The sequence below is a fragment of the Chryseobacterium proteolyticum genome, assembly GCF_046591535.1.
Taxonomy (GTDB): domain Bacteria; phylum Bacteroidota; class Bacteroidia; order Flavobacteriales; family Weeksellaceae; genus Chryseobacterium; species Chryseobacterium proteolyticum.
Genome location: NZ_JBJLWK010000004.1, coordinates 309,862 through 323,960 on the forward strand (window position 1 = coordinate 309,862; position 14,099 = coordinate 323,960).

Annotated in this window: 12 protein-coding genes and 1 pseudogene; 7 read left to right on the top strand and 6 right to left on the bottom strand. The window is 35.9% G+C overall.

Annotated elements, in window-relative coordinates:
• Nucleotides 1-73 precede the first annotated feature (73 nt).
• A pseudogene (gldJ, locus tag ACJ5H0_RS17165) lies at nt 74-1,676 on the top strand (gliding motility lipoprotein GldJ).
• Between the two features lie 65 nt (nt 1,677-1,741).
• Nucleotides 1,742-3,013, top strand: coding sequence for a UDP-N-acetylmuramoyl-tripeptide--D-alanyl-D-alanine ligase (locus ACJ5H0_RS17170; protein WP_411250835.1), 1,272 nt, complete (start codon nt 1,742-1,744; stop codon nt 3,011-3,013).
• Here the strand turns inward: ACJ5H0_RS17170 and ACJ5H0_RS17175 are convergent.
• On the bottom strand, nt 3,006-3,617 hold the full coding sequence (locus tag ACJ5H0_RS17175) for an NUDIX hydrolase (RefSeq protein ID WP_411250838.1): 612 nt from the start codon (nt 3,615-3,617) through the stop codon (nt 3,006-3,008). The genes ACJ5H0_RS17170 and ACJ5H0_RS17175 overlap by 8 nt on opposite strands.
• Nucleotides 3,618-3,646: 29 nt before the next feature.
• Here ACJ5H0_RS17175 and ACJ5H0_RS17180 point away from each other — a divergent pair, with 29 nt between their 5' ends.
• The gene (locus tag ACJ5H0_RS17180; RefSeq protein WP_172277284.1) at nt 3,647-4,036 is read left to right on the top strand and encodes an SRPBCC family protein; all 390 of its coding nucleotides are present in this window, start codon (nt 3,647-3,649) and stop codon (nt 4,034-4,036) included.
• Nucleotides 4,037-4,065: 29 nt separating this feature from the next.
• Here the strand turns inward: ACJ5H0_RS17180 and ACJ5H0_RS17185 are convergent, their stop codons facing one another.
• From ACJ5H0_RS17185 to ACJ5H0_RS17205, 5 genes are all read right to left on the bottom strand, one after another.
• Entirely contained in the window at nt 4,066-5,109 is a 1,044-nt protein-coding gene (locus ACJ5H0_RS17185; protein ID WP_411250841.1) for an anhydro-N-acetylmuramic acid kinase, read from the bottom strand.
• 5 nt (nt 5,110-5,114) lie between these two features.
• Nucleotides 5,115-5,636: an LPS export ABC transporter periplasmic protein LptC gene (locus ACJ5H0_RS17190; protein WP_411250843.1), complete on the bottom strand. Its 522-nt coding sequence runs from the start codon at nt 5,634-5,636 to the stop codon at nt 5,115-5,117.
• A 71-nt stretch (nt 5,637-5,707) separates the two neighbouring features.
• Nucleotides 5,708-6,982, bottom strand: coding sequence for a hypothetical protein (locus tag ACJ5H0_RS17195; RefSeq protein WP_172277293.1), 1,275 nt, complete (start codon nt 6,980-6,982; stop codon nt 5,708-5,710).
• A gap of 341 nt (nt 6,983-7,323) precedes the next feature.
• Nucleotides 7,324-8,643, bottom strand: a complete 1,320-nt coding sequence (gene mdlD, locus ACJ5H0_RS17200; RefSeq protein ID WP_411250846.1) for an NAD(P)-dependent benzaldehyde dehydrogenase MdlD — start codon at nt 8,641-8,643, stop codon at nt 7,324-7,326.
• A gap of 93 nt (nt 8,644-8,736) precedes the next feature.
• Complete coding sequence (locus tag ACJ5H0_RS17205; RefSeq protein WP_273647370.1) at nt 8,737-9,165, bottom strand: organic hydroperoxide resistance protein; 429 nt, start codon at nt 9,163-9,165, stop codon at nt 8,737-8,739.
• 213 nt (nt 9,166-9,378) lie between these two features.
• Here ACJ5H0_RS17205 and ACJ5H0_RS17210 point away from each other — a divergent pair, with 213 nt between their 5' ends.
• From ACJ5H0_RS17210 to ACJ5H0_RS17225, 4 genes are all read left to right on the top strand, one after another.
• On the top strand, nt 9,379-10,497 hold the full coding sequence (locus ACJ5H0_RS17210; protein ID WP_411250849.1) for a DNA polymerase III subunit: 1,119 nt from the start codon (nt 9,379-9,381) through the stop codon (nt 10,495-10,497).
• Between the two features lie 423 nt (nt 10,498-10,920).
• On the top strand, nt 10,921-11,547 hold the full coding sequence (locus tag ACJ5H0_RS17215) for a TetR/AcrR family transcriptional regulator (protein WP_172277305.1): 627 nt from the start codon (nt 10,921-10,923) through the stop codon (nt 11,545-11,547).
• On the top strand, nt 11,531-12,847 hold the full coding sequence (locus ACJ5H0_RS17220; protein WP_172277308.1) for a TolC family protein: 1,317 nt from the start codon (nt 11,531-11,533) through the stop codon (nt 12,845-12,847). Before ACJ5H0_RS17215 ends, ACJ5H0_RS17220 begins: the two co-directional genes overlap by 17 nt.
• Nucleotides 12,848-12,862: 15 nt before the next feature.
• Nucleotides 12,863-13,975: an HlyD family secretion protein gene (locus tag ACJ5H0_RS17225; protein WP_273647372.1), complete on the top strand. Its 1,113-nt coding sequence runs from the start codon at nt 12,863-12,865 to the stop codon at nt 13,973-13,975.
• Nucleotides 13,976-14,099: the final 124 nt, after the last annotated feature.

Below are 14,099 nucleotides of genomic sequence, written 5' to 3' on the forward strand. Positions count from 1 at the left end.
AAAAATCAAATGATTACTTGATTTATTGAATAATTTATTTTTTCTTTGTACTTTGAAAATATTTATATCGACTATGAAAAAACTAAAGTTGTTTTCATTAATAGCATTAAGTTCTACACTTGCATTAACCAGTTGTGGTGGATCGGGTACCAACAAAGGTGGAGGTACTAAAAAAATTTATCAGTAAGACGGGTTGGAAACCAAACGAAAAACAAGGTTGGTTTTTTGCAGGAAAGCAACAAAAACAGAAAGGTTGGCCGGGGATGGTATATGTAGAAGGTGGAACTTTTACAATGGGATTAGTGAAAGATGATGTCATGCACGATTGGAATAATTCGCCTCGCAGAATGCAGGTAAGTTCTTTCTTTATCGGTGAAACAGAGATTACTAACTACGAATACCGCGAATACCTTACATGGTTGAAGTATGTGTTCCCACCTAGTGATCCAAGTTTTAAGGAAATCTATAATGGTGCCTTACCAGATACCTTATTATGGGATAACAAACTATCTAGAAATGATTACAACGAGACGTATTTCCGTTCTCCGGAGTTTGATTACTATCCGGTAGTAGGTGTTTCCTGGACTCAGGCAAACAGATATTGCGAATGGTTAACAGACAGAGCTAATGAAAAAGCTTTAATGTCTGCAGGGATCATCGCTAAAGATTTGTATATCAACGAATCCAATAATCAAGGAGGAACTGCATTTAACATGGATAAATTCAAAGCGAATGATCCTGAAATGCAAGGATATATTAACGAACAAAGAATGCAGCAAAAAACGGGTTTGAAAACAACCAACCAAAGATTGCTTGCTGCTAACAGAGCTCCAAACTCTGCAATGGTTCAGAAATTCAGACTTCCTACAGAAGTTGAATGGGAATATGCAGCGCTTGGTATGGCTAAAAACAGAGAATATAATCAATATCTTGGAAAGAAGCCTGAAATTGAGAGATTAAGAGGTACCAAAGGAAGAGACAGAGGAATGTTCCTTGAAAACTTCAAAATGGGTAGAGGAGATTACTCAGGTATCGCAGGTTGGAAGAATGACGGTTCTGCAAGAACTTCAGATGTTAGACAATATCCGTCTAACGATCTTGGAATCTATGGAATGTATGGAAACGTGTCTGAATGGACAGCGGATGTTTACAGACCTATTATTGATGAAGATTTCAGTGACTTCAATTACTATAGAGGAAATATGCCTCAGGCTGTTGTAAAGAATGGAGACGGAACTTACAAAATGGTAGATGAAGGAAGCATTAAATATGATACTTTAGCTGACGGAAGATTAGTTTACAGAAACTTACCTGGACAGTTTGAAAGACAAACAATTGCTGATTACAGAAATTACAGAGACGGTGACAGACAATCTTCTTTAGAGTACTATAAAGCCGGAGATTCTGCAACAGCATATGATATGTACAACTCTCCTAAACAAAGATTCATTGTAGATGGAAGCGGTAAAGTAATACTGCAAAAAGACACCAGAGACAGAACATCTGCTATGTCTAACGACATCAGAGTAGTAAAAGGTGGTTCTTGGCAGGATACTGCATACTGGCTGGATCCGGGACAAAGAAGATATAAAGATCAAAACAGAGCTTATGGCTGGATTGGATTCCGTGTCGCTCAAGATGCCAGAGTTGCTGACAAGAATAGAACTAGAAGATAATATTTATCAAAAAATAATTGAAAAAAACCTTCCTAAATACAGGAAGGTTTTTTTATTTTTGAACTATGAATATAGAACAGTTTTATCCTTTGTTTCTGCAAGCTAATAAAGTTACTATTGACAGCAGAAAAATAGAAAATAATGATATTTTCTTTGCCTTTTCAGGAGATAATTTTAACGCAGCTACTTTGGCAGAAAAGGCTGTTTCCGAAGGCGCTTTGGCAGTAATTGTGGAGGATAAAGAATATGAAAATACAAATGGAAATATCTTCTATGTTCCTTCTACACTGGATTTTTTACAGGCTCTTGCCATACATCACAGAAATAAGCTGAATATTCCATTCATAGGGCTTACTGGGAGTAATGGAAAGACAACTACAAAAGAACTGATCCATGCTGTTCTTTCTGAAAAATATAACGTACAGTGTACCTACGGTAATCTGAATAACCACATTGGAGTTCCTCTTACCATTTTATCCATCAGACCTGAACATGAAATGGCGGTAATAGAAATGGGAGCAAATCACCAGAAAGAAATAGAGCTGTTATGTTCGCTATCGAAACCTGATTTCGGATACATTACCAATTTCGGGAAAGCACACCTGGAGGGATTTGGTGGATTTGAAGGGGTGATCAAAGGAAAATCCGAATTGTATGACTATCTGAAAACATTCCATAAGACTATTATTGTTAACGAGAATGATGAGATACAGCGCGATAAAACAGAAAATTATGATCCTAAAATCACATTCGGAAAACCTGATTCAGATTATTATTTTGAAGCCTTTTCAGAAAATCATTGTGTAGGTTTATCTTATCAGGGGACCAGAGCATTATCTAAGCTTACAGGGAACTATAATTTTACAAACCTTTGTGCAGCAGTTAGTCTGGGGCTTCATTTTGGAATAGAAATGAGCAAAATACAACATGCTATTGAAAGCTATACGCCGACCAATATGCGTTCCCAGATCGTAAAAAAAGAGGGGAGGACACTTGTTCTGGATACTTACAATGCTAATCCAAGCTCAATGATGGCCTCTTTAAATAACTTTGTAACTTTTGAAGGAACCAAGTCCATTATTATTGGTGATATGCTTGAGCTGGGAAATGAAAGTGAACTGGAGCATCAGATCATTTTAAAACAGGCATTAGACTTGGGTTTTGATCAAATTATCACTGTTGGCAGAAATTTTAAACAAATAAATCAAACAACACTATCTTTTGAAAATACCCAGGAATTAATAGAATACCTTAAACTGAATAAAATTCAATCAGAGAATATTCTATTAAAAGCTTCACGGGGTATATCACTGGAAAAAGCGCTGGATTTTATTTAGGCTGGCCGTCCCTGAATTCAGTGACGATCAGGTGAATGTTTTTAAAAGTATTTGGGAAAACTTCATTTTCTATTTGAGTGTTGTTTTTCCATGCTACCTCCGTAATACCTTCTTCAATCTGAGGTTTAGAAGTGTCTTCACCATTAAAGTTCATTTCGAACCAATGGGTACATTTCAGAATTTTTTCACCGTTTCTTTCTACGTAGATATGGTAAGTGGTATTGATGAATTTTACTAATTCAACATCCTTAAGTCCTGTTTCTTCCTCGATTTCTCTTACAGCAGATTCCTCACGGGATTCTCCTTTTTCCATTTTTCCTTTGGGAAGATCCCATTTGCCCAGTCTTTTGATGAAGAGCATTTCACCTTTGCTGTTATTCACAAGCCCGCCTGCTGCCTCAATAATTCTGAAGAGACTCTGAAATTCTTTCCAAATAGTATCAATATCGTCTCCGAATACATTCAATTCTTTTACAGATGTATTTTCAAGAAGATCCAATGCGATTTCAAAAGTTGTGAAGTTCTCATACCTTACATTTTTTTCCAGGTTTTCAGACTGTTTAGACAGCAATAATTTTTTTTCGTTCACAAAAACTTTATACATTTGTAAGAATTTAAATACAAAAATAAAAAATGAATTTAGAAGGACGAAAAATTATTGTCAATAAATCATCTAAAGAGTTGGCGGAACTATTAAAAACACCAGACAACTATAAAGAATTTATGCCGGACGGACTTCAAAAGTTTGAAAGCAGAGAAGATGGATTTAAATTTGGACTGCAGGGGATGCCGGAAATTGCTTTAAAAATAGATGAAGTTACAGACCAAAAAGCTGTTTTGAAATCGGCAAGTTCAAGTCTGGATTTTTCATTAACAGCAACTTTAAACCCTGTCAATGACAGCCAAACGGAAGTACAAATGCTTTTTGAGGGCAAGTTTAATCCATTTATAAAAATGATGGTAGAGAAGCCTCTTCAGAATTTTATCAATACCTTAACGGATAAGATAGAAGCTTACAAGTAATATATAAACCTTCAGAAATGGAGGTTTTTTTATGCAATGATACCGGAGCTGTGATCTTTAAAGCTACCCGTAGCAGAGGATAATACATTCACTTGCTGGTTGAGTCGTAAGATCCCCATAAACGCAAATATCAATGCTTCTTTATAATCTATAAGCTGTTTTTCAGGAATAACAATTTCTGCTTTTGTTTTTGCCTTTATCTTTTCAATCAGATAAGAATTATGGGTTCCGCCACCGGTAAAAAGAATGTTTTTCAAGGCATTCTCATTGATAACTTGAGAAATTTGTTCGGCAATATGCTCAGTGAAGGTTGCCAGGAGATCAAGGGTTTCAATATTTTTAAAACTGTTAAAGATATTTTCATTACACCATTCAATACCTAAGGACTTAGGGTATGGTTGTCTATAGAAATGGATTGAGCTTAGTTTGTCCAGTAAAGCTTTGTTAACAGTTCCTTTTTGGGCAAGTTCACCATTTTTATCAAAGCGTTTACCTGACTGTTCCGCTAATTTATTCAGAACAATATTTACCGGAACGATATCAAATGCTATTCTTCTATGATGAGACTGAAATGAGATATTTGAAAATCCTCCCAGGTTAAGACATGCGTCATATGTTGAGAACAATAGTTCGTCACCAATCGGGACCAGGGGAGCTCCATTTCCACCCATCAAAACGTCCTGTGTCCTGAAATCATAAATAACAGGTAATCCCGTTTCAAGCTTTATGGCTCTTCCATCTCCGATTTGTAGGGTGAACTTTTTCTGAGGCTGATGAAAAACGGTGTGCCCGTGAGAGGCGATAAGGTCAATGTTTTTTAATTGATGAGTTTCTATAAACTGATGAACCTGTTTTCCCAGATAGAAGCCGTATTCAGCATTGAACTCCAGGAGTTCTTCAGCGGATAGATGAATAGAATTCCTCAGTTGCTCTTCCCAGGTCTCAGGGTAGGGAATTGTTTCGGCAATTACAATCTGAAAACTCCACTGCTCCTGCTTTTCAAACCGGACAAAGCAAATATCCAGTCCATCTAAACTGGTACCCGACATTAAACCTATCGCTCGGAAAATCATAGAAATTATTTTTTGGATTCGGACAGTTGTTTAGAGCTGAAATCTCCGGAACTGTTAAAGAAAGTATATTCAGAGAAGTCATCCTTGGCGGTCATTCCGTTGGCGCCTACAAGCGTAGAGCCATCTTCCATCGTTACATATACGGTATCTTTGGTGTAAATACGGTTTTTCCTCTGATCCCAGTAGATGCTTTGCATGGCAAATCTTTGTCCTTCGTTGGTGGTAATTCTCACATTACCTTTTGCTTCATAGAATTTTTTATATTCGAAGATCCGCGCGTATTTGGCAGTAATTTTTCCCGGTACCTTGGGCTTTTTCTTATCAAAAAATTCAATATTGATTCCTTTTCGGGCAACTACATACGGGCTATCTATGAGCTCGTACTTTTCAATAATAGGAGCTAACGCCTTTAGTGTGACGAATCCGGAATCTCTCTGGATGATACGGGCATTATTAATGATCTGTGAAGGGAAATTTTTGCTTTGATTGCCGTTTCGTTTGGTAAGATCCTCTTCACAGGATGTCAATATAAAAAATATAGCACAACTAAAAAGGCATGCTATATTTTTTTTTATATGATAAGTTTTTAAACTTCATTTTAGTTATATAAACTCTTTCTGAACCATTTGTCAGCAAAATTAAATCCTACCCTCAGGTTGATGAAATTCTGGTTGATCAGGTTGTCTTTTAAAGTTCCGCGCTTACCAAGCTCTATACCCAGTTCCAATCCACTCATTCTCGTTATACTACTGGTTTTGAACGGAAGCATTACCCCTGCTGAAATACCAAATTTGTTAATGCTGTTATTACCGATCTTCAAACCTCCTCTTTCATAGAAGGCACCATAACGGTATACTACTCTTGAGAAATAGTTTCTGAAGTTATTGTAGTTAGGTAAATACCAACCACCGGCAGATATTCTGTAGGTATCCTGGAAATCAAATGTTTTTCCAAAATAAGAAATGGTTTCTCCTTTTTTATAATCAATCTGGCCCGAAACGAACCATTGGTTTTCACTTCCATATCCAACCCCTAAAGAGGCTTGTACGGGTAAAAGATTTTTAGAGCTTGTGCTTTTCTGTTCTATAATCTGCTCCTCTTTTTTCACGTCGGCAGCATAGAAATAAGTACTGTTTGTATAATCGGTAGTCATATTACTTGTGTTTCCAAAAGTAGTAGTGGCACCAATGGTTAGTTTTTTATCAGTACGGGTATTCAAATGCTGGTAGCTTGTCCCTAAAGTAAAATTAAAGTTTCGAACATTATTTTTGGTCTCGTATCCATTGATCAATTGACTATCAGCAGTAGTGATCTCGTTAAGATCATACAGATTACCGAAATAATAATTCGCTCTTAAACCTAAAGCAAATTCATTGCTTACTTTATAAGACGCAGCTATCTGTGCTGTATTTAATGTTCCTGTTCCTTTAAACCGGTTGGCAAAAACAGTTCCATCAGTGGTCGTGCTGGTATTAACAATATCATAGCTTTTTGAGCTGTAAGGCTGATAAGATAATCCCATTTTCACCTTTGAGGAGATAGGAAATGCTAATGAAATATTGGATAAATACGTAGAATGTTTGGTAGACTTCGTATTGTTATAATTCGTTTTAAAATAGTTGTTTTCGTTCGTCGCTTCAAGCTTAATACTGGTCAGTTCGAAATTCGTATTGTTTGCAGGATTGGCAAAATTGAAATTACTCGTGAAATCACTTATAAAAGCCGTTGAAATGCCACCCATAGAAGCTGTTTCAATCGTATTATCATATTTTACATCCCCGATTCCGTAAGTTGCATATGGTGAATTACTTAAACTCTGCGCATTAAGGAAATAGCCAACAGAAATGAATGATAGTACAAAGATTTTTTTCATTCTTTATTTTTAAAATAATGCGCAAATATCTTAAATATTAATGAATTGTAAAAATTTCATGAGGTTAAAGTTTGTTAAGGGGAATTATCTTTAAATCAAAAGCTGATTTTTTGTTATAAAAATAAATTTAGCCGAAGTGAGCTTCTTTTTTTTCTAAGGATGGAATTGTCAGGATTCCTGCAACTATACATCTTTCACAATAATAGTTGATTACATTAATGAAAAGAAGAGCTGTGCTGTAAATAGACGTTGCTTAATCTGATTTTTGTAATTGTAAAAGGCAGTTTTCCACAAAGAAAACTGCCTTCCAACTTTTATGTATTGTCAATTATTAATTGAGCTTATAATACTTCCAGAACCGATCTGCTATGGCTGAATGCCTGGAAACTGAACTTTCCGTGATATTTTCCTATTCCGGAAGTTCCTACGCCTCCGAAAGGCAGAAAATGAGAGCCTACATGGATGATGGCGCTGTTGATTTCAGCATCACCACTTGTGGTACGGTTTAAAACATCATTGGCAAATTCTTCACTTTCAGAAAAAACATATAAAGCCAGAGGCTTGGGGCGATTGTTGATTTCTTCCAAAGCGACATCAATGTCAGTATAGGTCATGATGGGCAATATAGGACCGAAAATTTCCTGCTGCATCACCTGATCATCCCAGGTCACCTGATCCATTAAGGTTGCTTCGAAATGACGGGTTTCAGAATCATATGCTCCTCCGTAAATTACTTTTTCTGGTGCAGCGTCCAGATAACCTGCAAGATGTTTGATCTGGTTGGTATTAACGATTTTTCCTATTTTTCCTAAAGATCCTTCAGGATAAGTCGTTTTAAGGTAAGCTATAAATTTATTTATAAAGCTGTCTTTTACAGATTCATGAATGTAAATATAATCAGGGGCGACACAGGTCTGCCCACAATTGATCCATTTTCCATAGGAAATTCTGGACACAGCTTTATCGAGGTCAGCATCTTTGTGTACTATTGTTGGTGATTTGCCTCCCAACTCCAGAGTAAGCGGAATCAGCTGTTCTGCGGCGGCTTTCATGACAATCTTACCTACATTGGGGCTTCCCGTAAAGAATATATAATCGAAAGGAAGACTTAATAGCAATGTATTTTCCTCTATAGCTCCCTGGAATACTTTAACATAGGACTCATCAAAAGATTCATCTATAATTTTCTCGATTACCTTTGCCACATGAGGAGTGTTTTCAGAAGGTTTGATAATTGCTGTATTTCCGGCAATCAATGCACCGATCAAAGGGCTGAAAGTGAGCTGGACAGGATAATTGAAAGGCCCTATAATATAATTTACACCATAAGGTTGATATGTTATTTTGCTCACAATTTTTGCTCCTGAAGGATGAGGTTTGGATTCTACCGGAGTGGGTTTTGCCCATTCATCAATGTTTTCCAGTAAATAATCCAGTTCACTGGATACGATCTGAATTTCTACATATTCTGCCTCTTTTCTGCTTTTTCCCAGGTCAATGTCCAAAGCTTCACATAATGCATCCGTGTGGTTAAGAAATACTTCACGAAATTTTCTTAGCTGCTCCTTTCTGAATTCAATATTTTTGGTCTTATTGGTTTTAAAAAATGCCTTTTGCTTTTCAAAAACCTCCTTAATTTTTTGTTCTGATTCTGGTGTCATAGTACTATTTTATAATGATCTATTAATCTTGGTGAAAGTTTTATCTAAATTATTCATTTTAAACTGATATCAGATAAAGGCTCCACGATTAATTTAAGACTCAGCCGTTGTTACACTTAAATTAACTTCAATATTTCCTCTGGTTGCATTAGAATAAGGACAAACCTGATGTGCTTTTTCAATTAAAGAGCGGGCCTCTTCCATAGATACTCCTGGAATATTAGCATGTAAATCAACCGCGAGACCAAAGCCTCCATTTTCAATCTGTCCAAGACTTACTTTTGCTGTAACGGTAGTTTCTCCTGTTTTTATCCTATTTTGTTTGATGACCAGGTTGAGGGCACTGTCAAAGCATGCCGAATATCCCGCAGCAAATAACATCTCCGGATTAGCGTAATCATCATTTGTACCACCAAGACCCTTTGGCATTCTTACTTCAAGATCCAATACTTCGTTTTCGCTTTTTACATGTCCGTTTCTTCCTCCTGTGGCTGTAGCGCCAATACTATACAATACTTTCATAATGTGAGTTTATTTTTTGTTTTTTGATACAGCAAATGTATTGCTAAAAATTAAATTGCACACAATTTAATTAATGAATTACGTAAATAAGATTATTGACAGAGACTATAATTACGAACTCTTAAGCGGATTGTTCTGTTTTTGAAAATTATTTTAATCAATAGATCATCTTAAATTTCCTTGAATTGAAAGAAGATTTTTTATCTTTGAGGCATGAATTGGGAGAACATTGCCGGACAAGACAATCTGAAAAAACTTCTTAAAGATAGCATTGCAGAAAACAGAGTAAGCCACGCCCAGCTTTTCATTGGAAAGGAAGGATATGGTACATTTCCTCTGGCTTTAGCTTATGCAAAAGAAATCCTGCAGGGCGAAAATGAGCATGCCGCTTCAAAAGTGGAACACCTAAATCATTTGGACCTGCACTTTAGTTTTCCGGTATATACGGATAACAAGAACTCTTTAAGCAAAAATAAGTTTGAGGATTTTCGCGAAATGATACTGGCTTCTCCCTACGCAAGCTATGATGACTGGACTGCTTTTCTGGATTCTGAAAACAAACAGCTTTTTATTTCAGCTGATGAAATAGATGATCAGAACCAGAAATTTTCTCTTAAGAGTTTTGAAGGCGGAACCAAAATTCTCATTGTATGGAGAGCAGATAAAATGAATGTAGCGGCATCCAATAAATTTTTGAAATTCCTGGAAGAGCCACCTGCTAAAACCATTATCCTGCTTACTGCAGAAAATTCAAACGATATTTTACCCACCATACTTTCCAGGACACAGATTGTAGAAGTTCCCAGACTTAACGATACGGATATTGCAACCTATCTTCGGAACAACTTTTCAGTATCTGATGAGCAGTCCAGGGAAATTGTTCATGAAGCTCAGGGAAATCTGAATGACGCTGTAAAACTTTTAAAATCGGGGAATAAAAATGAAGAGTTCGAACGACTTTTCATCCAATGGGTTCGGGATGCATTCCAGGTGAAAAAGAGACCGGAATTTCTTAAAAATATCATCCTTTGGGCAAGAGAGATAGCCGGGTGGAATCGTGAGAAGCAGAAAAACTTTCTGAATTATTGTTCTGAAATATTCAGATTGGCTTTACTGCAAAACTATCAATCTGAGGATCTGGTGTATAAAAAGATCAATGCCAATGGTTTTAACTGGGTTGGATTTTCGAAATTTATCAGTGGTGCCAATATTGAAAATATTCTTGAAGAGGTAAGTACTGCCGATCTGCATTTAACAAGAAACGGGAATCCTAAAATTATCTGGACAGATCTCGGAATAAAGCTATCCAGATATATTCATAAAACAACATAAAATTTTAAAATAAGATATATGAGTCCGGTATAATCCGGACTTTTTTGTTTGAAAAAAGGAATGGTAAAGTGTTTCTTAGATACTTTTATTATAGAATAAAATGAAACAAATAATTATGATAAAAGAAGGAAGGCAGATTTCAATTTTAAATAATTCCAATTATTTACATCATTTTTTGAAGATTCTTTCTTCGGCCAATGCTGTATTTCTGACAATTTTTACCTGAAAAAATTAAATCAAATATTTAAATAGTTAATTAATTATGAATTTATTTATAATAATTAGTATTTTTATTTAATCAAAATGTATTAGTTTACAGTAAGTTATATTAAGTAAAATTAAAAATACATTAAAAAAATCAATCAATCGTTTGATTCTTTACAAAACTTGTGTAAATTTGCAGCCTGAAAAATTAGCAGTGACATGATTTCAAAAGAAGAAAATATATTATTTGCTGCAGAAAAGCTTTTTGCTGAAAAAGGTTTTGACGGGACTTCTACAAGGGAAATCTCAAAGGCAGCGAATGTAAATATTTCTATGATCTCTTATTATTTTGGCTCAAAAGAAAAACTTTACGAGAAATTGGTAGAATACAGAATGAATGAAGGCCAGTTTTTTTCAAAAGATATTCTGGAGAGAACAGATATTAATGAATGGGAAAAAATAGAAAAGATAGTGGACGAGTTTTCAGGAAAGGTAAAAAATAACAAATGCTTTTACCGGATTATGCAGCGTGAGCAGCTCCATGCGGAGAACCCACAAATTGTAGAATTCCTGAAGCAAACAAAAATGGGCTTTCTTTCCATGTACTCACAGATATTAAAGAGTGGTTTGGAAAAAGGCATTTTTACCAAAAACCCCCTTATTTATTTGTTACATACTACAGTTAGCGGGACGTTATTTTACGCTTCCAATGCTAAAGAAATGTATAAAGAATTCCTGAATAACACGGAGGACGAAGAAGCTTTCGATGAAAAATACTACACAGAACTTAATAAACATATAAAATATTTACTAAAAGACCTTTTGGGTTATGAAGAAAATAAATAATTCCGTTATTGCACTTTCACTATTTATAGGAATTGCTAACATAAATGCTCAGGAGAAAAAACAACTCAGCCTTGATGAAGCTGTGAGGTTAGGTATCCAAAACAGCAAGAATCTAAAGATCGATGCCGCTAAAATAGAAGAAGCGACAGCCGACCTTTTAGAAGCAAAAAATAAACAGCTGCCGGATTTTAAGCTTTCGGGGCAGTACATGCGTTTAACGAATGCTAAAGTAGATGTAAAATTTCTGAACGAATCCGGATCAGGTGGTGGAGTAGCCTCACCGAAGTCTGTATTTTTAGGTCAGGCTAATTTATCTATGCCTATTTATGCTGGAGGAAGAATAAAATATGGAATTGAGTCTGCAAAATATCTTGTGGAGGCATCCAAACTAAGCACGGAAAATGATAAAACTGCCATCGCTTACAATGTTGCCCAGGCTTATAATAATTTGTTTAAGGCCAACCAATCGATCAAGGTTTTAGAAGAAAACCTTACAGCTTCCAATCAAAGAGATGAGACTTTTCTTAAAATGGAAAATAATGGATTGATCGCAAGAAATGACCGTTTAAAAGCAAATCTTCAAACCTCAGATATTGAATTGCAGCTATTGGAAGCCAAAAATAACTACAATATTGCAAACATCAATATGGACCTGTTACTAGGAATTCCTGAAACAACAATTATTGAAGTGGATCCCAATTATATAGATGAAGCTGAGGATGCTAAGCCTGTGGATTACTATCTGAATGAGGCTCAGCAAAATCGTAAAGATCTACAAGCCTTAAGCCAGCAAAGAAGAGCTGCAGAGTTGGGAAGTAGAGCTGCAAAAGCTGAAAACTTACCTACCATTGCATTAACGGGAGGGTATATTGCAGCAGATGCACCCAACTTTTTAACGGTTTACAATGCCGTAAACGTAGGCATAGGGATACAGTATAATCTGGCTAATATCTGGAAGAAGAATTCATCTTTGAGACAATCCAAGGCGAGAGAAAAACAACTGGAAGCAAGCAATGAACTTTTAAATGACAATATAAAGCTTGATGTAAACAGAGAATATCAAAATACAAACTATTCTAAGCAAAGAATTGCTGTATTTGAAAAATCTGCGATTCAGGCTAATGAAAACTATAGAATTACTAAAAATAAGTTCGATAATGGTTTAGCCACCATGACCGAACTCCTGGATGCAGATGCTGCTCAGATCTCAGCCAATGTAGGAGTGATCAATGCAAAAGCAGATGCCGCATTAGCTTACAGAAAACTATTACAAACTACAGGAACTTTAACAATTAAATAAAAGAATAATACCACAATGGAAAATAATAAAACAGAACAAGCAGAGAACTTAGAACCAAAAAAGAAGAAAAGTTTAGTTTTCCCTATCATTTTAGCGGTTGTGTTAATCGGAGGTGGAATTTATGGATATAGAACTTATTCTTACGGACAGGTGCATGAAGAAACGGATGACGCCCAGATTGCATCCAATATGAGTCCTGTAATTTCTAAAGTATCAGGATATGTAAAAGAGATAAAAGTAAAAGATAACCAGTTTGTAAAAAAAGGAGATACTCTGGTTATTTTAGATAGCAGAGACCAGAAAATGGCATTAGAGCAAGCTGAAGCAGCATTGGCAACAGCAAAAAGTAATATTTCAACTGCTCAGGCTACTACAACAGCTACTTCTAAAAACATCGGAAGCTCTGAAGCTGCGGTAGCAACAGCAAATGCCCAGATCGAAGCTGCAAAAGTAAATGTCTGGAAAACTTCTTCTGACCTGAAAAGATATGCTAATCTTGTAAAAGATCATTCTATTACAGAACAACAATATGAGCAGGCGCTTGCTGCAAAACAATCCGCAGATAAGCAGTTGCAGGTTTTAGTGGAGCAGAGAAATCAGATCGCTCAGCAGACAGGTATTGCTTCTTCTCAGACTGCAGCCAGTTCTCAACAGATAAGTGTAGCCAATTCAGTGGCACAACAAAGACAGGTAGATGTGGAAAATGCAAGATTAAACTTGTCTTACACAATTATTCTGGCTTCTGAAGACGGATATGTAGGAAAAGTTCCGATTCAGGTTGGACAATACCTTCAGGCAGGTGCACAGTTATTCAGTGTAGTGAAAAATGACCAGAAATGGGTGGTTGCGAACTTTAAAGAAACTCAGGTTGACAAAATGGTTGAGGGACAAAAAGTAAAAATAGAAATTGATGCTTTCCCTGATCAGGAATTTGAAGGGGTTGTAAGCTCTTTCTCACCTGCAACCGGTGCTACATTTTCTATCCTGCCTCCGGATAATGCAAGTGGTAACTTCGTAAAAGTGGTACAAAGACTTCCTGTAAAAATTGATTTTGTAAAACTGGATCCGAATATCGCTAAAAAACTGAGAACAGGAATGAATGTGAAAGCTGAAGTTTCGCTAAAATAAATATGTAAAATGTATTGATGTAGAATGTTTTTATGATTTAGATAAATTACGCAAACATAATAACGGGTTTGTTTTCAATTGAGAAATCTTTAATCTTTAAATTTCTCAATCCTTAAATCAATCA